We start from the raw sequence: 18,608 nt of genomic DNA on the forward strand, positions 1-18,608 counted from the left end.
AAGCTCTGTGGGACACGGTCGGCGAAATCGTCCCGCTCTTCAAACCCAAAGAGTGCGCCAACTATTTTACGTCGTGCGGATATGACCCCGAGTAAAGTGGACGTGCTCTAGATTGTTAATCGTTCTGCGGTCAGGGATATCAAGGTATGGTTTGTCCTGATTTGTACCGGTTGATTTAATCGAAAAATCAAACGATAGCGGGGATGCCGACAATCTAATTAATATCCAGTCTTCCGAACAACCACCTACATCATATTTCTTTCCATCTTCACTGCCATAATCAACGACCAAATCGTCAATCCAAGCAGATGGTTTAGGTGGTGCTGGTGGTTTTATCTTACGTGATTTCATTGCCATTTTTTGTAATCCTTGAATAAAAAGTAGGCGTTGCCTCGCCTACATATGTATTTATTCGAAAGGCTGAAAAATGCGCATTTAGCGTCAAAAAACTGCGATTATTTGGAAGCGGTTTTCTTCACGGCTACGGGCTTGAGTTTCGATACGGATATCGGTGATTCAAACAACAATCTTTCTGCTGCGCGGCGCGAAGTAAGACCGGCCAACACTCGACCGCCGCCCTTGTTCCATCGTGCAAATTGTTCAGCTGCTTCCTTGGTTCGGCCCGCATTTAACAATTTCAAAAGCGTGGATCCAGCAAACGCGCCTACCCCGATGTTATAGCAAAAGGACACCAGAGCGCCGTATTGATTTTCATTGATATCGACTTTGACAAGCCGTGTGACATCGGCTTCGAAACGTTTAAGATCATCCTGAAGGAGTTTTTCCGCCTGCGCCTCGGTGATCTTTTTGATACCAACATCTGACGCTTTGACTGTTGCAGTGTGTCCGTATCCGATGCTAGGTACGTGGGCGGCGCAGTAATATGCGGTAGTTTTTAAGCCTTCGAATCTTTTTATTAAAGAAATAGCGGCTGCATTGATAGCCATTGAAATACACCTGCAAAATTGAATACAGGTGTATTTATTTTCGTTATATCAGATGATTATCGGTAGCGGCGGATATACTCTTTCACCAAATACGTACCAACATCATAGTAATGCTGATCTTGCTCTATGCATATCCATTTACGACCAGTTGATTGCGCAGCCAATGCCGTAGTCCCGGAACCAGCCGTGTTATCCAATACGACATCATCTGGTTTGGAATACCATTGGATGAGTTGCTGAAACAAAGGCACCGGCTTGCGCGTCGGATGGATACCTTTATCAATCCAATCCCATTTCGCCATTTCAAGCGGATCCGTCCGAACAACGGATGTTGGATAACCAACTGCCTCAACGAAATACTCTTTATCCAGTGTATCTCTGCCAATAAATGATTCACCACTGGTTTTCGCTTTTTTGCCTTTTCGTTTAACCGGTTCATCAAGCATTGTCGCACCGGGAATATAGGTATGGCGATTTTGGTAAAACACCAATATGTCCTCGTGAGCGGCCATCGGGCGTATATCTTTAAACAAAAAACCCGTAGCGCGACCTTTATCCCAAACCATCGCGTAGTACTTCTCAAAGTACTTAATTCCATATTCAATTAACGTCGACGTAAAGGGCTGTTGCGCGGTCAGAACCAACGCCGCTTTAGGTTTGCAAATCCGCTTATAATGTCCAAACAGCTGCTCCGGTTCGATCAACGAGTCCCATCGAACCTCTTTCAAAACATTATAAGGAAGGTCACACAACACCATATCGACCGATCCATCGGGGATATCTTTCATCACCTCCAGACAATCGCCCATAAAGTATTCACCATTTCCGATTTTTTCGCCCATCTTCAAAGCCCTGTTAACCCGTCATTTCACGGATACACCGATAAGTGGCACGAGTTAATAATGGATCATCAAAATGCGCCGTCGTACCCCCTTACCAACCAATATCACTGATAAGATCATTTCGCTTACGAACGCATCCCAAATCAAAGAACTCAGTGACATCTACGCGGTCGTCTGGTTCGACGGATTAACCGAGCAGGATCACGCAGATATCTTTGCGATTGCTCCCGCTTCGAAGAAAATCCGAACGCTCTACGCGGATATCACTGATGGTGTTGTGACGCGCCGTATCGTCGGGAAGGTCGACTGGCAGGAAAACGAGCACGCCCATATCTACGTCATACCGAAGGTCTACCTTTCGAAAACCGAAATCAGACCTGAACTCCTAGGCTGGATTTATGGCGATGTGGCTGTGTTTTCACGTCATACCGGCCACGCTCCGATCACGGGTAAAGGGCTGGCTTGGGATGATAGCAAGCAGAATATCATCACGCGGGACATCAGGGTCACTGATAAGGTTATGACGCATTCGGGCAGCGCCATTTATGCACGACACTTTCTCGAAGACCGAGGTGACAGCGAGGTTCTATTGATCCCGGCAAGTTTCGAGAACAGGCACCTCCCCAAAATCCCAAACTTCAAAACAAAGTCGGATTACGTACTGACCCAAGCCACCGCTTGGATAATTCACGACGGTACTATCATCGCACACCTTGAAGATCATAAAACAAGGCGACAAGATTCGAACATTCGGCAACTCTATCTTCGCACAAAAAAGAAAATCAAACGCGGCGACATTTCGCACGAAGATGTTTGCCTGACCGACATTGAGGAAGATAACAAGCCTTCCAACATCTATCAGTTACTCGTCAATACAGCCGAACTGAAATTGATAAAGAATCAGAAGAACAAGCGTCCTCTCGTCTGGCCTTATCGCCTCGACCACCTGACAAACATCGTGGGGATAGACCCACTAAACCCGCCCGATTACTACGACCGGCTTAAAACTCTTAGGAAACAAAAGGAAGAAGCCACAAATAATCAATCAAAGACCTTGACCGACACCACGATCGGATATGGGTGATCGAAACTGACTATGGCGAATGGAATATTGCAGCCTCGATCCACGGTCACCATATTACCGCTTGTAAGTTGTAACAATGGAGCTTTGAATGACGAAATTATATAACCTCCTCAGTCAGTACCCGAACGATTTTCAGTTGATGGATTTCCGGTCTGGACCGCTGGTGATCGGCTCTGGGAACTATATCGTAATTGAGGTCACTCAAAAATTTGGTCAACTCGAAGAGGCAATCCGCGCATTGCCTGAAACGTCAGCGCTATTGCATTGCGTTCTCAAAGAACCAGTCCCGGTCAACGAAAATCACGAATTGATATTCAGGAAGAACGGGCGTATCACCGGCGATGTCTTTATCATTCATCCGCTCGATATTAGCGATCATCAAGCAATATCATCCGATAAATCCTTCAAGAGAGCTGCGTCGACATATGACGCGATCCTGATTGAAGACAAAGATGACCTTAATGCAGTCGGATCAGACGGATATTTTCAACACTTCGTCTACAACGGGAAAGAATATGCCGTCCCGGATACGACATTTAACGTTATGAAGTGACGAACTGATTGAAGCCTCCTAGCGGAGGCTTTTTTCATTTTGGAAATAAATACCTCTATAAACGGAGGATAACCAAAATGATCAAAATCAAAGACCCTGACCATAACCACGATGACTTCATATGGGTAGCTGAAATCGATTATGATGGAACCGTTTCACGTATCGTTCATCACACCAACAACATCCAACTTGGCGAATACGCATACGAAATCACAACCGATGACAAGCCCAAAAACCCTGACATATTTTATGATCTAAATGAATTATCCGACGAAGACTTATTGGAAGCAAAAATAGGAGTCTCGGACAGATACAGGATAGCCACTTTCATATCTTGCGATCCATTCTGAACTTCCCTAAATTACTCAACCGACAGGCTCCTTAACCACGGGAGCCTTTTTCATTTCAACGATAATGACCGCCGGGGGGATGTCATATATTCACGGAGGAGCGATAGGATGAAATTCCAAGTAATCCAGCATAAAAATAATCAGGATGAAATCGTTTTTGAATCAGACGATATCAGCGAAGTAGCCGATTTCATCCTTAAAATCCTCCGTGAAAATCCCGGTATGAATCCAAAAGATATTCGCTTCACACAAGCGAAAACCCAACACTAAAAGGTGGACGAAATTCAATAAACGAGCGATGATTTCCCAACAAATGGAGATCAATATGTCGTATAAAATTATCGCGTTTAACAATGCAATTCAAAAACTAATTGAATCGGAAACACGGACGACCGATGAAATTCTAAAAGATATCATCGTCGCCAATCTCGAAAGCCGTGGGTTCTACGTAACCGTAAAAGAGGAAGGATAACCCGAAATGAAGAGATATATAGCGGTCTCATACCGCGAAATCGACGCCGAAGTCATAGGCGGATACGATCATATTGAGGACGCATCGCAATTCCTTGTCGACTTTTTAAAAGACAATCCAATGTTTGATCCCGACGAGTTTGTAATTTACGAATTCTCGAAGCAATTCAAAGCCTCCTAACGGGGGCTTTTTTAATTATCGCGGTGGATATCTGCGCGCCCACCTTGCAACCCGTAAGAGCATTTCGCATCCTTACTCCTAGTTGATCAGGACTGGATGGCTATGACAAAGAAGGCGGACATTTGGGACAATGACTTGCTCGGCAGGGAACGCGATTCCGCTTACCTCTATAGCCTGATTAAAAACCGCTCGAAAAAGCAAAAAACTGAAGGCTCTGTAGTCGTCAACATCGATGCGAGATGGGGACAAGGTAAGTCGTTCTTCCTTCACAATATGTATCGGCAAGTGCTTGCTGAAGGCCATCCTGCGATCTCGATCAACGCGTGGAAATACGACTACGTTGACGATCCATATACTTACGTGATGTCGGAGTTGGAGAGGTATTTCCAGTCCCTCGTAGACAGACAACAATCTAGCATAAAGGAAAAGATTAAAGCGAAGGCGGCAGCAGTCCGCGACAACGCGGGGAAACTTCTATGGCTTGGCATTAAGGGTGTTGGGAAACGCGCAAGTCGTTATGCCTTTGGTGCTGCAGCAGACGAAATGGTAGAGGTGGTCGAGCAGTATGCTCCCGCCATTAAATCTGAGACCGAGGGCGTATTAGCGGATGTTGAAAAGCAACTTGTCGAGGTAACCGACGAGATTATCGGTGCCTACATAAAAAAGCGCTTGGATGATTTTCAAGACACCAAAGAGGCACTCCAATCGTTCAGGGACAGCCTTGAGGCTCTCGTCAAACTTCTAGAAGATGAACTGAAAATGAAAATGCCAATGTTCATCTTCATCGATGAATTGGATAGGTGCCGTCCGCCATATGCGATTCAAATGATGGAAAGGATCAAGCATTTGTTTGACGTACCACAACTGGCTTTCGTGATCGCTACTGACACGACGTCGCTCAGCCATTCTGTACAGGCAGTTTACGGCCCCAAATTCGATGGCAGGGAATATCTCGGAAGATTCTTCCACCGTACATACAAACTTCCTTCAGCCTCTAGAAAACGCATTATATCGGCAATGATTATAGCTGATGGTATCGATTTGAACCGCTGGCGTTATCCGGCCTACAATACGACTCTCGAAACCTACTCCGAGTTCATTGATCTCACAGCTGGCAAGTTTGATCTATCAATACGTCAAGTGGAGCAGTCACTTCACATACTTTTCGACATCACCTTCGCACACGACGAACGATTCACATTGGAGATTATCTACCTTTACACATTGATTTGCTACTCCATCAAACACGGCACCTTGGACAAGAGCGACTGGTCTGAAATATCGTCGTTTATGATAAATTTTGGCGACGATTGGTTTGTCGAGTTAAGCTCCGGGCCAGTTGGCTTTTTCGAAATTATCCAACGAATACGCAAGATTTCAGAAATGTCGATCAATGATGCTCTGGCAGATTTATCCGACAAAGCCCGCGAAATAGGTGACGCTGAATCATCGTATTTCTACGAAGCGATTAAGGTCGAATACCACGCAGATAGCGGGAGACACAGGTTAGAGAATACAGATTACGATGTTTATTTTGACCTCATAAACCACGCGAAAAATAGCTATATCGATGATCAAGTTGGCACTGAAGAATGAACTCATCTTCGAAAAATGAAGCGATTTTAGAACGACAAAAATCGTCAAAACTCAGATCGATAATAGGGCCTTTTTCAATAGGGGTTACACTTACAACCCTTTATCTGGGCGTAATCATATACGAGGTACTGATCGTAGGCGCATCCGGTGAATGGATCGACAACAACAAATTAAACAGTCTCGGTGACTTTCTTGCCGGTCTTTTCGCACCAGTCGCGTTTCTGTGGCTCGTGGTAACAGTGTTTCTCCAGAAGCAGGAGTTGGCGCTAACCCGTCAAGAAATGGTGGAAACTCGGGAAGTAATGATAGAGCAAGCAGCTGAAGCCCGTGCGCAAAAAGAGTTTGTGGAGCAACAGACCGCTATTATGAAGCGGCAGGCAGATCTTGCGGAAGAGTCGTATAAAAAGAGCCGTAAGTTGGAGATGTTCGACAAACGAATGGAAATTTACGATGAAATAAAGAGATACACAGAGATGCCATTTTATGACTTTATGGATGGCGCTACTTATATGGACTTTTTACATCTCATCAACAAGGCAAGATATGTATTTGCAGGCGACGAAAATATTTCGAATTGGATGCACGATTTATCGGAAGTGGTCTACAGTTGCTCGAACGAACCTGAAAACGTGGAAAATCTGAAATATGAATGGGAGAACATTTCATCTCCGGGCAGGTTCGATACGATGTTCCATACACATCTAAATTTGGCAGATTGATTTCGGCAGGACTTGTGGATTCGACCTACGAATCCACAAACAAATTTCGATTTATTTTTCGAAATTTTCGACCCATCGATGATACTCGATCATCCTTTTGAAGTCCACTGGAATCTTTCAAAAATACCTATTTTATTGAGTGATATCAGCGCTTTAACATTAGACGACGACCTTTGTTTAATGTTATAGATTTGGCAATTGAAATCGCATTGGAGAACATATTCCTAATGACCGACTATATTGCTTACTATCGCGTTTCCACCCAAAGGCAGGGGCAGTCAGGTCTCGGTTTAGATGCGCAACAAAAAGCCGTACAGGGCTTCCTTCAAACGTCTGATAAGATCGTTGCCGAATACACTGAAATAGAATCTGGCAAACGTTCCGACAGGCCTGAATTGGCGAAGGCTTTGGCGCACGCGAAATCAATCGGTGCGGTTCTCCTGATAGCCAAGTTAGACCGATTGGCTCGAAATCTGCATTTCATTACGGGATTGCAGGAAAGTAAGGCTTTGTTTCAAGCCGTTGATAATCCCAATGCAAATACGCTTATGGTGCAATTGCTGGCGATGATTGCCGAACACGAAGCACGTATGACATCAGAACGTACAACCGTTTCCCTTGCTGCTGCTAAGGCGCGTGGAGTCAAACTCGGCGGTTTCAAATGGGACAAAGATGCATTCGTTGATTATCGAAAGAGCGTCGGCCAAGCCTCTGCCGACCGTGCCATCGAGATGTTCAAAACCATCCCCGACTATCAAAACCTATCTTTCAACGCTCTCGCAAATGCACTCAACGAAGCCGGTCATAAAACCATCCGAGGCAATAACTGGACCGCGATGCAAGTGTCCCGCACACTGGCTCGCGTGGCTTGATCAAGCGTTTTGGCTACGTGGGTAGCAGGATCGCGCCTATGGCTTTGTGTGCGCTTGTGTGGGCGTTTTTAAGGGGATTGAATATGGCTTTACCCCCCTTTTTTAGAGAACGTTTATTTATACAGGTTATCCGATAATTTTTTTGTTGTTTTTTCGAAAACCGATCTCGTCAATCAAGTCTTCATATGACGGTACTTCCAGTGAATTTAGTTTCACGCGGTGCTTGCCTTTCAGATCGACAAAGTTTCGAGTCATATCAACGATGACGCGGTAGTACTTTTCTGAGAACCGTGTGTATGACAGACGGATATCAGGATTAGATTTATATATCCCATCGATCTGCGCTTTGGTGATGTTACTACGGAAACCGAACAGTGCGCCTTTCAATTTCATAGCATCATCGAACTTTTTGAAGTGCATATTTTCTACGAAATCGTACTCGTCAATTTCGAATGGACAGAACCGTCTAAATTCACGTTCATATTTCCAATTGGTGAATTTCATTAGACCAAGATGAAATAGTTCGAAACGCGACAGATCTTCAAACCGTTCTTTTCCAAACTTCTTTAGTGATGGCCGTTCGGTTATGTATTCCACATCGAACCACCATTGTTCATCAACTTCGAATATCAGGCACATACCTTTGTAATTGTCCGCGTAGTGACCCCACAAAAGCGGTTCCCGCCAATCAAAGGACATACAAAGAATACCACCGCCAGCATCGAATCTCTGTCTTTGCCGACGTAGTGCTTTTCTGTTGTCTACACCGCTAACGAAAATCCCGATGTGATCGGCTGGATCGTTCAATTCGGAGAATTTTGATATCTTCAATCGTTTGTCGCGAATGGCAGCGAGGCCGTGCTTTAGTGACGTGAAATAGTAAAGTTGCATTTTAACCCCTGCCCCGATCCCTTAAGATAGGCATATCGGCTGTTACTTAAAAATCGATTTCTTCATATGGTTGAAGTGGAACAAGCAGGTATACGCAATTTAAAGGCGATTGCTCGATAATCGGAAAATCTGTTCAACTCTATGGTTCCGATTGATGTCTAAACGACTTGCCTACGCTGCGATCTTCGCAGGTTTTATGTTTGCACATAGTGCCGTACAGGCCGATCCAAGCGACGACTACCCCGTTTCCTATGGCAATTGGGAGGGCGTGTGTAATGCGTATTCCTGCATTGCAAGAAACAATCGAAACGTCGCAATCCAGTTTGATGCTGATGGTGAGATGTGGGTGCAGTTCCCGGTATCGAAAAAGCAACTTGAAGAAGCGGGTATACTGAAGGTTACGCTATCGAACGGTACAAAGTTTGAGGAATTCAAAAGACCTGGAATAAATCAAACACTACGTCTGACCATCCCGAAGAAACAACAAAAACGCTTCGTAAACGTCAAAAAATTCACCATTGAAGGTGTTGGCGATTTCGACATTCGAAACTTCGCAGGATTGTATGAAGCAGGCGCTTTCAGATTGGGGATCAATGAATGAAAACTATTATCATTGTGGGATTAGCTCTGTCATTCGCGACTCCCGTTTATGCATTCGAACCGCATATCGAACGTCTGCTTGGGCAGTATGATGCATATAACGATATCTGCCGTGGTTCATCAGGTGATGAGAACGCGACACAGACTGCGTGCGCTTATCGAGGTGAAGTTGGGATGCTGCTCGGTCGTGAAGGTTTGTGCTACGGGAAAGACGGTCAGGCCGGATACGAGATGAAATGGCATAAGTGTGGCAAGGGATCGATTAGGCCGTAGTCGGAAGGGCGCTGATGTCTCGTCCGCCTCCCTCTATGACTTGGAACATCATCTTGTTCGCGATGGTTGTTGGCCCGCTTTTTGGCACGACATTCGTTGTGGTTGCATCTGCATTAAGGATTGATTCAGTTGCTCAGGTCTTTTTCGTGGCGCTGTTTGGCTGGATAGTGGGCGTGATACCGGCTTTTATCGCCGGGGTATTGTTCGCGAACCTGCGGTGGTGGTTCGGGTCGGGCTACTTGTTTGCAGCGTGTTGCGGTGTGATTAGTACGCTTCCCATTTTCTATCTCTTATTCGGCCACCCGGATAAAATATCGCTCTCAATTTACTTCGCGATCATAGTCGGTAGCCTTTCCGCGATGGGTACGCGATATGCTGCAACACTTTTCTTAAGGGCGTTGGGTAGTAAGTAAATTGCGGAGACCAGCGACCGGTCTGACGGGATCGAAATCAGCCGGGGGTATGTCCCCAATCTCCGCCGGTCTTAGTTATAGCGCATAAATGTCATCATCAAGACTTTGATAAATAACTGTGTCGAGCGTGTTTGCCATATTCGCGTTCGATGGGTTTAGACATTGACTCCATATATCCTTGATCCTCGGGAACGCCCTCTGATTAGCGTCAGGGGGTTTTCTTGTTTAGATTCAAGAAAATGGCTTTTCCATCGCTGCCGCGCTAAAAACTACTAATTGCATAGGAGTGCTTTTCGGCGTATCCAGCATGTGCGGACGCCCTCCCAAGCGCCTGCCTTCGACCATCGCGGCAAGATTCAACCCCAAGGGCGCCGCATCATCCATTCTGCGCCCGGCAGTGGCGTTTCGTCCTGCGGGTTCCCGCAAGCTTTCTGCGGAAACCCGCAGGAAGATTGCCGCGATCCGCCTATACAAGCCAAATCTTCTTGGTCATTCTCGCTTCTACTGGGGAAAGGAGCTCCAGTGCAAAGGAATTCCACCTGCCGCCGAGGAGATTTGCGGCGTGCGTGAATTCCGGGCTCGAAAAGGGCAAGCCACGAGGGAGGAAATCAAATGGCTTTCAGGAAGATGCTTCTGGCATCGGCCGCTGTCGCATGCGCAGCTTTGCCGATCACCGCTCATGCCGATACGTCGGCAAAAAAAATCGCGCTTTCAAACAATTATGCCGGTAATTCCTGGCGTCAGGCGATGCTGACGAGCTGGGACAAGATCACCAAGCAAGCGGTTGCCGACAAGCAGGTCGCCGCCGCAGACGCCTTCACCACAGCCGAAAACCAGGCGACCGAACAGGCCGCGCAGATCCAGAACCTCATTCTTCAGGGTTACGACGCCATCGTCATCAATGCCGCTTCGCCGACCGCCCTTAACGGCGCGGTGAAGGAGGCCTGCGATGCCGGCATCACCGTCGTATCCTTCGATGGCATCGTCACGGAGCCCTGCGCATGGCGCATCGCGGTCGATTTCAAGGCGATGGGCGAAAGCCAGATCGACTATCTCGCCAAGGCCATGCCGAAGGGCGGCAACCTGCTCGAAATCCGTGGCCTCGCGGGCGTTTCGGTGGACGATGAAATCCACGCCGGCATCGCCGCCGGCGTCGCCAAGAACCCGCAGTTCAAGATCGTCGGTTCCGTCAACGGCGACTGGGCGCAGGATGTGGCGCAGCGGGCCGTCGCCGGTATTCTGCCGAGCCTTCCAGAAGTCGCGGCCGTCGTGACGCAGGGCGGCGACGGTTACGGCGCGGCACAGGCTTTTGCCGCCGCCAAGCGCCCGACACCCACCATCGTCATGGGCAACCGTGAAGACGAACTGCAATGGTGGAAACAGCAGAAGGACGCAAGCGGTTACGAGACCATGTCCGTCTCCATCGCCCCAGGCGTCTCGACGCTCGCTTTCTGGGTGGCGCAGCAGATCCTTGATGGCAAGGATGTGAAGAAGGACCTGACCGTGCCCTTCCTGCGCATCGACCAGGCCAATCTCGAGGAAAACCTGAAGACGACCCAGAAGGGCGGCGTGGCGAATGTGGAATATTCGCAGGAAGACGCCCAGAAGGCCATCGCATCGGCCAAATAGGCCGCATCGGCCCAGAGCCTGACTATTGCGGCGCTACCGGAACGGGCGCCGCAATAGCCACCATATTCTCCGATTTTCACATCACTTTTTCACATCACTGGCGTAGTTGCTCATGAATGACATCATCGAGGCGGAAGAAGTCGTCGCTGCGCGCGGCGTGAAGGTCGTGTTCGGCGCGGTAAGGGCGCTGGATGGGGCCGATCTCGTCATCCGCACGGGGGAATGCCTCGGCCTCGTCGGCCATAACGGCGCGGGAAAGTCCACCATCGTCAACGTCATCAATGGCGGGCTGACGCCGCATGAGGGTTCCGTTTCTTATGGCGGCAACGAAAACCGCCACGGCATTGCCGCCGCGCGCGCGAACGGCGTTCGCTGCGTGTTTCAGGAACTGTCGCTCTGCCCGAACCTGACGATCAGCGAAAATGTCCGCATCATGCATGCCGCCACGGGTGGGCGAAACTGGCGCGGCCGTGCGCTGACGACGATCCGCCAGACACTGGACGAGATTTTTCCCGGCCACGGCATTGATTGCGAGCTGACCATCGCCGAACTTTCCATCGCCGAACGGCAGATGGTGGAAATCGCCATCAATTTTTGCCGCATACCGAACGCGCCGAGACTGGTGATCCTCGATGAACCCACCTCTTCGCTGGATGCCGGTCTCGCCGAGCAGCTGATGGATTATGTCCGCCGTTTCGTGCGTGAGGGCGGCTCGGTTCTGCTGATCTCGCATATTCTCGGCGAAATTCTTTCGACAGCCACCCGTATCGTGGTGATGAAGGATGGCCGGGTGGTGGCCGACCGGAAGGCCGCAGACTTCACCACCCGCTCGCTGGTTGAGGCCATGGGCAGTGTCGTGAAGGAACAGGACAGGCGGCGGGGTGAAAGCCGCAAGGCAGGCGAGAAGGTGCTTTCCATGCCGGCACGGCGGGGCGAAGGCCTTGCCTTCGAGGCCTTTCGCGGTGAGATCGTCGGCCTTGCCGGTCTCGGCGGCCATGGCCAGACCGAAGCGCTGCTCGACCTCTATCTTGCTCGCAACAATAGCTGGCTGCCCGCGCGCAAGACCGATATCGCCTTCGTGGCGGGCGACCGCAGCCTGAACGGCACTTTTCCGCTGTGGAGCATCCTCAAAAACCTGTCCATCGCCTCGCTCAGGGATATTTCAGCCGCAGGCATGGTGGACAGAGCCAAGGAAACCGAGCTTGGGGCGCTATGGAAAAAGCGCATCGAAATCCGCACGCCCGACATGGGCAACAAGATCCTCTCCCTCTCCGGCGGCAACCAGCAGAAGGTGCTTTTTGCCCGCGCGCTTGCCACCACCGCCAGCACGGTTTTGATGGACGACCCGATGCGCGGCGTCGATATCGGCACCAAACAGGAGGTCTATGACATCTTGAGAACCGAAGCCTCCCACGGCCGCACCTTCATCTGGTACTCCACCGAAATGGACGAAATCCGCCTCTGCGACCGGGTCTATGTGTTCCGCGACGGCGCCATCCAGGCGGAACTCGTCGGCGACGATATTACCGAGCAGAATGTGCTGGCGGCCTCCTTTGCCGGAGAAGACCACGTATGAAACTCTCGGCAAACGCGCTCCGCCTCATCATCCCCGCCGCCTCGCTCGCCTTCCTGCTCGCCGCCGTCTTCTACATGCAGCCGCGCGCCATGAGCTATACCGGCATGAACCTGCTGTTCAATCTGGCCGTGCCGATTGCGCTCGCCACCATTGCGCAGATGCTGATCATGTCGGTCAACGATCTCGATCTGTCGATGGGTACCTTCGTCAGTTTCTGCGCCTGTGTGACCGCCACTTTCCTGCAAACCACGCCACTCCTCGGAATTGCGATTTTTGCCGGTGCGATTGCGGTCTATGCATTGCTGGGCGCCATCATCCATATCCGCGCCCTGCCCTCCATCGTGGTCACGCTCGGCATGAGCTTCGTCTGGGGCGGCCTCGCCGTTCTCATTCTTCCCTCGCCCGGCGGCCAGGCCCCCGCTTTCATCCGCACGCTGATGACGGCAAAACCGCCTTTTGTGCCGATCGCCATCGTCGCCAGCATCCTGATCGCTGTGGTCGCCCATTACATCGTCATGCGCTCTTCCTTCGGCGTGCTGATGCGCGGCGTCGGCGGCAATTTCCGCTCGGTCGAGCGTTCCGGCTGGTCGGTCGTCGGCATTCGCGCCGCCACCTTTGCGCTGGCCGGTTTCTTTGCGGTGCTGTCCGGTATCGCCCTCGTCGGGCTGACGACATCGGCCGACGCCAATATCGCGCTGCGTTACACGCTGCTCTCGATTGCCGGTGTCATTCTCGGCGGCGGCGAATTCGTCGGCGGCCGGGTATCGCCCATCGGCGCGGTCATCGGCGCGCTGACGCTGACGCTCGCCGGTTCGTTCCTCTCCTTCATGCGCATTTCGCCGGACTGGCAGATCGGCGCGCAGGGGGCGATCCTCATCATCGTGCTGGCGCTGCGCATCCTGCTCAACCGTCTTGAAAAACGGGAGAAAAACCAATGAACGGGCTCTCTTCCCTCACCAGAAAACCATGGATCTGGTCTTTTGCCGCAACGGCAGTCGTCTGGATTGTCACCGTGCTCTTCACCGGCGGTGCAAGCTCCTTCGGCCTGTCGCATGCCGCACTCACCTTCGCAGCCTTTTCGGTCATCGTCGGCATCGGCCAGATGTTCGTCATCACGCTCGGGCCGGGCAATATCGACCTCTGCGTTCCCGCCACGATGACGCTGTCGGGGACGCTGGCGCTCAAATTCATGGATGTGTCCGACGGTCTCATCCTGCCCGGACTGCTGATCGCCATCCTGATCGGCATCGCCATCGGCATCGGAAATTATGCGCTGATCAAGCTCCTGCGCATCCCGCCGATCATCGCGACGCTCTCCATGAGCTTCATCGTGCAATCCATCGCCATCTGGTCGAACCGCGGCCTGCGCATCAAGCCGCCGGAAACATTGGCCACATTCGCCACGTCAAGTTTCTTCGGCATTCCCAACGTCGCCCTCGTGGCCCTGCTGCTCTCGGTCATCGCCTGGCTGCTGCTCGACCGCTCGTTTTACGGACGCTGGATTTCCGCCATCGGCCAGAGCACCTTCGCCGCCCGCATGACCGGCATTCCCGTGGACGGCGCACGTTTCGTCACCTATGTGCTCTGCGCGGTGCTTGCTGCCATCGCGGGTTACCTGCTCGCCAGCTTCTCCGGAGGTGCTGCGCTCAACATGGGCTCGGAATATCTGCTGATGTCCATCGCTGTCGTCGTCATCGGCGGCACGGCGGTGGCGGGAGGGGATTCCAATGTGCCCGGCATCTGGGGCGCTTCGCTCTTCATGTTCCTGGTGGTTTCGATGCTGAATACCTATGGTTTCGGCGCCGGCATCCGCCTCATCCTCACCGGCCTCATCATCATCTCCGTCATTCTTCTGGCAAGCGGCCCCAAGGCCACGCGCTGAACCATAACGACAAGCCCCCAAGCGGACCACGCTCATGACCACAGACAAGACCTCCCCTTACGAAATCCACGACGACCGCTTTCGCCATCTGATCGTCGGCAATGCCGAGCTGGAAGAGCTTTATTCCGGTTGCCGCTGGGCCGAAGGCCCGGTGTGGTTTGCCGATCTGAACTGCCTGCTGTTCAGCGATATTCCGAATGAGCGCATGTTGCGCTGGGTGCCGGATGGCGGGATCTCGGTATTCCGCCAGCCCTCCAACTTCACCAACGGCAATACGCGCGACCGGCAGGGGCGGCTCGTTTCCTGCGAACATGGCGGCCGCCGCGTCACCCGCACCGAAGTCGACGGCGCGATCACCGTTCTTGCCGACAGCTACGGCGGCAAGCGGCTGAACTCACCCAATGACGTGGTGGTGAAATCCGATGGCAGCGTCTGGTTCACCGACCCCACCTACGGCATTCTGTCCGATTACGAGGGCTACAAGGCGGAACCCGAACAGAAGACGCGCAATGTCTACCGGCTCGATCCCGCAACCGGAAAAATCGACATCGCCATCGACGACTTCGTGCAGCCGAACGGCCTTGCTTTTTCGCCGGATGAGACGAAGCTTTACGTTGCCGACAGTTCCTATAGCCACGACGTCACCCGCCCGCGCCATATCCGCGTCTTCGACGTGGTGGACGGCGCTAAGCTCACCAACGGCCGGGAATTCTGCAATCTCGACAATGGCCTGCCGGACGGCTTCCGTCTGGACACGGCCGGCAACCTGTGGAGCAGCGCCGGCGATGGCGTCCACTGCTTTTCCCCCGAAGGTACGCTCCTCGGCAAGATCAAGGTGCCGCAGACAGTCGCGAACCTCACCTTCGGCGGCCCTAAAAAGAACCGCCTGTTCATCACCGCGACGAAATCGCTCTATTCGGTCTATGTCGCCGCAACCGGCGCGCAAACGCCTTGATCTACTGAAAAACCGGAGGAAACGGGCCGGGAAGGAACTGGCAAGACGGGTTCACCGCGCTATAAAAGCGGAATGAACGACGATTCCAGCCCCTTCCTGGCCGACGACATGGCGATGGACGGCGACACGCCGGCCATTGAACCCACCAGCCGGATGCTGTCCTGGGCGCGCAATTCTGCGCTCTACCGGCTGGAACAGCGCATGATGACGGAAAAGCAGCTGCGCGACGCCATCATGCGCAAGGCGCGGGAAAAATTCGAGGATATCAGCCCGGCGCAGGTCAGGGCGCTTGGCGAATTTGCCGTGACCTTCGCTTATGGCATCAAGGCGCTCGACGACACGGCCTTCGCGGAAATTACCGTGCGGAGCGGCCAGCGCAGCGGCAAGTCAAAACGCGGGCTCGCGCAGAAACTTCAGATCAAGGGCATCGCCCGGGAAACGGCAGCCGTCGCGCTTCAGGAAACAAACGATCTCGTCGCAGCCGTCATCTTCGCCCGCAAGCGCGCCTTCGGGCCGTTTCGCCGTGTCGAACTGGACGAGAAGCGCAAGACCAAGGAATTCTCCGCTTTCGCCCGTAACGGCTTCGGCTTTGAGATCGGCTCGAAAGTCATGGCGATGACCTTCGAAGAGGCGGAAGAGATTATCGCTGAAGCGCCGCTCTGACCGCTATTGCGGCATGGGATGCGTTTTCAGATAGGCGATCAGATCCGCTATATCGGTTTCGCTCCACAGCCCGAAAAAGCGCATGGCATTTCCCGGGATCGCCTTTTTCGGGCTGGCGATGAATTTTTGCAGTTCCTCTTCCGACCACACCCGGCCAGCCGCACCGGCATCCTTCAGCGCCTGCGAATAGTGGCCGTAATCGGTGATGGAAGCCATCGGCCTGCCGACGACACCCATGAGATGCGGCCCCATGCGGGTGCGTGGCGTATCGGCGCTGTGACAGGTGGAACAGCGGCTGAAGACCTTCTCCCCGTGGGCCGCATCGCCCTCGGCAAAAGCGGCTGTCGCCGAAAGGAAAGAACAGACGGTTACTGCCGCGACACTTCTGAATGTGGAAATCATGGCCCGGATAATACAACGCCCTCTCCGTCTGACAACGAAGAGGGCGTATTTTGACATGCGACAGAATGCCCGGCCGGGGCCGGGCACTTTGCCGATCAGTTCATGGCCGTGAGCGTCACGGAGGTGCCGGTGGCGGCGAGGTTGAGACCAACCTGACCCGTCACGCTGACCGTCTGCAGCTGGATGGAGCCGGACGTGCCGCCAACGAGAACGTTGGTGCCGACACCAAGACCGACGGTGACTTCAGCCGTTGCGCCCTGATAAAGGCCGCCGAGCGAACCGCGGTGGTAACCGGCGGTCGGGGCGAAAACGGCCCAGACCAGACGGCCCTGCGTGGTGAAGCCGAGGTCGACACCCATCTTGCGGATGGCGCCGGTGTAATGGTCGGTGCGACGGGCGCCCATGGTGGACTGGAAGGTGCAATCCAGTTCCTTGGCCGAGCCGAGAACGTAACCGACGCCGCCGCCGATATCGCAGGTGAGGTAACCGATCTTGACGCCGTTGCGATCGTCCTGCTCCTGCGGAGCCGGCTCATATCTTGCAAGGTCGGCAGCGAGGGCGGATGCGGTTCCGCCGAGGCCCATCGTCAATGCGGCAAAAGTTACGGCAACAGCCTTTTTCATCTGATTTTCTCCTGTTTTATTCCTACCCGCAGCAGCCCTTCTTGCCCTCTCCGGATATTGAATTCCGCACTGTTAACGTTTGTTCCCTGAAATCGATCCAAAACAACTTAATTGGAGGCGATGAAAGCGGAACGGTTAACAATGTCTGATGGCGGTAGGATGCCATTAAGACATTGTTAGGGCGGGAAATACGTGGGGAATCGCCATCAACAGCCAGTGTTGCCGGCCGTTGTTTTGCTGCAACAACCTCAAAGCGGCAGGGCGACGGGAAAGCCGGTGGCGGCATGGGTCATGACATCCATGCGGACGCCATAGATGCGCTGCAGCGTCTCCGGCGTCATGATCTCCTGCGGCGTTCCCCGGGCGATAAGCTGGCCGGAATGAAGCGCGACGATCTCATCGCAGAAGCGCGCCGCCATGTTGACGTCGTGCAGCACGACGATGACGCCGAGCCCCTTTTCGCGCGACAGTCTCTGCACCAGCGAAAGCACTTCGATCTGGTGCGCCATGTCGAGTGCGGAGATGGGTTCATCGAGAAGCAGGCTTTCGGCGTTCTGGGCCACCAGCATGGCAAGCCACACGCGCTGGCGCTCGCCGCCTGAAAGCGTATCCACCAGCCGGTCGCGGAAGGCGACGGTGTCGGTGAGTTCGATGGCTTCGTCCACCTTCTCCTGATCCGCTTTGGTGAACTGCCCAAGCGCGCCGTGCCAGGGATAACGGCCAAGCGCCACCAGTTCCTTGGCCAGCATGCCGGAGGCGGCCGGCGTATATTGCGGCAGATAGGCGATCTTTCGCGCAAATTCACGATTGCCCCATGCGCCGAGCGCCTTACCTTCGAATGAGACCCTGCCCGCCGTCGGCTCCTGAATCCGCGCGAGAATCTTGAGCAACGTGGATTTTCCCGAACCGTTATGACCGATCAGGCCGATGGTCTTGCCGGTCGCAAAACTGGCCGTCAGCGGCTGCAGCAATGTCCTGCCCGGCACTTCCATGGTCACGCCGTCGAGAGAAAAAAGCGGAATATCGTCATAATCGACGGCAAGTGCTGCCTGACCCATGGTTCTCATCTCCGTACGTCGTTCAAAA

Annotated in this window: 23 protein-coding genes; 16 read left to right on the plus strand and 7 right to left on the minus strand. The window is 52.5% G+C overall.

Going from position 1 to position 18,608, the window contains the following annotated elements; genetic code table 11:
• Positions 1-66 precede the first annotated feature (66 nt).
• The 3 genes from PH605_RS22115 to PH605_RS22125 form a co-directional block, all read right to left on the minus strand.
• The gene (locus tag PH605_RS22115; RefSeq protein ID WP_161987982.1) at positions 67-357 is read right to left on the minus strand and encodes a hypothetical protein; all 291 of its coding nucleotides are present in this window, start codon (positions 355-357) and stop codon (positions 67-69) included.
• 98 nt (positions 358-455) lie between these two features.
• Positions 456-947 carry a lysozyme gene (locus PH605_RS22120; protein ID WP_142846102.1) on the minus strand — a complete coding sequence of 164 codons (492 nt, stop codon included), beginning with the start codon at positions 945-947 and terminating at the stop codon, positions 456-458.
• A gap of 56 nt (positions 948-1,003) precedes the next feature.
• Positions 1,004-1,789 (minus strand): DNA-methyltransferase, encoded by a 786-nt coding sequence (locus PH605_RS22125; protein ID WP_142846104.1) that lies wholly within the window; start codon positions 1,787-1,789, stop codon positions 1,004-1,006.
• A 73-nt stretch (positions 1,790-1,862) separates the two neighbouring features.
• Between PH605_RS22125 and PH605_RS22130 the strand changes: the two genes are divergently transcribed.
• The 7 genes from PH605_RS22130 to PH605_RS22160 all read left to right on the plus strand — a co-directional run bounded on the left by PH605_RS22130 (position 1,863) and on the right by PH605_RS22160 (position 7,615).
• Positions 1,863-2,873 (plus strand): hypothetical protein, encoded by a 1,011-nt coding sequence (locus PH605_RS22130; protein ID WP_142846106.1) that lies wholly within the window; start codon positions 1,863-1,865, stop codon positions 2,871-2,873.
• A gap of 88 nt (positions 2,874-2,961) precedes the next feature.
• Positions 2,962-3,426: a hypothetical protein gene (locus PH605_RS22135; protein ID WP_142846108.1), complete on the plus strand. Its 465-nt coding sequence runs from the start codon at positions 2,962-2,964 to the stop codon at positions 3,424-3,426.
• A 77-nt stretch (positions 3,427-3,503) separates the two neighbouring features.
• The gene (locus tag PH605_RS22140; RefSeq protein WP_142846110.1) at positions 3,504-3,776 is read left to right on the plus strand and encodes a hypothetical protein; all 273 of its coding nucleotides are present in this window, start codon (positions 3,504-3,506) and stop codon (positions 3,774-3,776) included.
• A gap of 108 nt (positions 3,777-3,884) precedes the next feature.
• Positions 3,885-4,046 (plus strand): hypothetical protein, encoded by a 162-nt coding sequence (locus PH605_RS22145; protein WP_161987983.1) that lies wholly within the window; start codon positions 3,885-3,887, stop codon positions 4,044-4,046.
• A 484-nt stretch (positions 4,047-4,530) separates the two neighbouring features.
• Positions 4,531-6,024 (plus strand): KAP family P-loop NTPase fold protein, encoded by a 1,494-nt coding sequence (locus PH605_RS22150; RefSeq protein WP_161987984.1) that lies wholly within the window; start codon positions 4,531-4,533, stop codon positions 6,022-6,024.
• Positions 6,021-6,743, plus strand: coding sequence for a hypothetical protein (locus PH605_RS22155; protein ID WP_142846114.1), 723 nt, complete (start codon positions 6,021-6,023; stop codon positions 6,741-6,743). Before PH605_RS22150 ends, PH605_RS22155 begins: the two co-directional genes overlap by 4 nt.
• 227 nt (positions 6,744-6,970) lie before the next feature.
• On the plus strand, positions 6,971-7,615 hold the full coding sequence (locus tag PH605_RS22160; protein WP_142846116.1) for a recombinase family protein: 645 nt from the start codon (positions 6,971-6,973) through the stop codon (positions 7,613-7,615).
• A gap of 126 nt (positions 7,616-7,741) precedes the next feature.
• Here PH605_RS22160 and PH605_RS22165 read toward each other — a convergent pair whose 3' ends face one another.
• Positions 7,742-8,506, minus strand: a complete 765-nt coding sequence (locus PH605_RS22165; RefSeq protein ID WP_142846118.1) for a DUF2971 domain-containing protein — start codon at positions 8,504-8,506, stop codon at positions 7,742-7,744.
• Between the two features lie 154 nt (positions 8,507-8,660).
• Here PH605_RS22165 and PH605_RS22170 point away from each other — a divergent pair, with 154 nt between their 5' ends.
• From PH605_RS22170 to recX, 9 genes are all read left to right on the plus strand, one after another.
• On the plus strand, positions 8,661-9,107 hold the full coding sequence (locus PH605_RS22170) for a hypothetical protein (protein WP_142846120.1): 447 nt from the start codon (positions 8,661-8,663) through the stop codon (positions 9,105-9,107).
• Positions 9,104-9,379, plus strand: a complete 276-nt coding sequence (locus PH605_RS22175; protein ID WP_271040162.1) for a hypothetical protein — start codon at positions 9,104-9,106, stop codon at positions 9,377-9,379. Before PH605_RS22170 ends, PH605_RS22175 begins: the two co-directional genes overlap by 4 nt.
• A 14-nt stretch (positions 9,380-9,393) precedes the next feature.
• Positions 9,394-9,792 carry a hypothetical protein gene (locus tag PH605_RS22180; RefSeq protein WP_142846122.1) on the plus strand — a complete coding sequence of 133 codons (399 nt, stop codon included), beginning with the start codon at positions 9,394-9,396 and terminating at the stop codon, positions 9,790-9,792.
• Positions 9,793-10,404: 612 nt separating this feature from the next.
• The gene (locus tag PH605_RS22185; protein WP_003522114.1) at positions 10,405-11,421 is read left to right on the plus strand and encodes an ABC transporter substrate-binding protein; all 1,017 of its coding nucleotides are present in this window, start codon (positions 10,405-10,407) and stop codon (positions 11,419-11,421) included.
• 112 nt (positions 11,422-11,533) lie between these two features.
• A complete protein-coding gene (locus PH605_RS22190; protein WP_142846124.1) occupies positions 11,534-12,997 on the plus strand; it encodes an ATP-binding cassette domain-containing protein in 1,464 nt (487 codons plus the stop codon).
• A complete protein-coding gene (locus PH605_RS22195) occupies positions 12,994-13,935 on the plus strand; it encodes an ABC transporter permease (protein ID WP_080857658.1) in 942 nt (313 codons plus the stop codon). The genes PH605_RS22190 and PH605_RS22195 overlap by 4 nt, the downstream gene beginning before the upstream one ends.
• Positions 13,932-14,879: an ABC transporter permease gene (locus tag PH605_RS22200; protein ID WP_003522111.1), complete on the plus strand. Its 948-nt coding sequence runs from the start codon at positions 13,932-13,934 to the stop codon at positions 14,877-14,879. The genes PH605_RS22195 and PH605_RS22200 overlap by 4 nt, the downstream gene beginning before the upstream one ends.
• Positions 14,880-14,913: 34 nt before the next feature.
• The gene (locus PH605_RS22205) at positions 14,914-15,834 is read left to right on the plus strand and encodes an SMP-30/gluconolactonase/LRE family protein (protein ID WP_142846126.1); all 921 of its coding nucleotides are present in this window, start codon (positions 14,914-14,916) and stop codon (positions 15,832-15,834) included.
• Between the two features lie 72 nt (positions 15,835-15,906).
• The gene (gene recX, locus PH605_RS22210) at positions 15,907-16,497 is read left to right on the plus strand and encodes a recombination regulator RecX (RefSeq protein ID WP_142846127.1); all 591 of its coding nucleotides are present in this window, start codon (positions 15,907-15,909) and stop codon (positions 16,495-16,497) included.
• Between the two features lie 3 nt (positions 16,498-16,500).
• Here recX and PH605_RS22215 read toward each other — a convergent pair whose 3' ends face one another.
• From PH605_RS22215 to PH605_RS22225, 3 genes are all read right to left on the minus strand, one after another.
• A complete protein-coding gene (locus PH605_RS22215; protein ID WP_161987985.1) occupies positions 16,501-16,899 on the minus strand; it encodes a c-type cytochrome in 399 nt (132 codons plus the stop codon).
• Between the two features lie 95 nt (positions 16,900-16,994).
• A complete protein-coding gene (locus PH605_RS22220; RefSeq protein ID WP_003522107.1) occupies positions 16,995-17,522 on the minus strand; it encodes a DUF992 domain-containing protein in 528 nt (175 codons plus the stop codon).
• A gap of 248 nt (positions 17,523-17,770) precedes the next feature.
• The gene (locus tag PH605_RS22225) at positions 17,771-18,580 is read right to left on the minus strand and encodes an ATP-binding cassette domain-containing protein (RefSeq protein WP_142846129.1); all 810 of its coding nucleotides are present in this window, start codon (positions 18,578-18,580) and stop codon (positions 17,771-17,773) included.
• Between the last annotated feature and the right edge of the window lie 28 nt (positions 18,581-18,608).

The organism is Agrobacterium sp. CFBP 3001 (assembly GCF_027871605.1).
Taxonomy (GTDB): Bacteria; Pseudomonadota; Alphaproteobacteria; order Rhizobiales; family Rhizobiaceae; genus Agrobacterium; species Agrobacterium leguminum.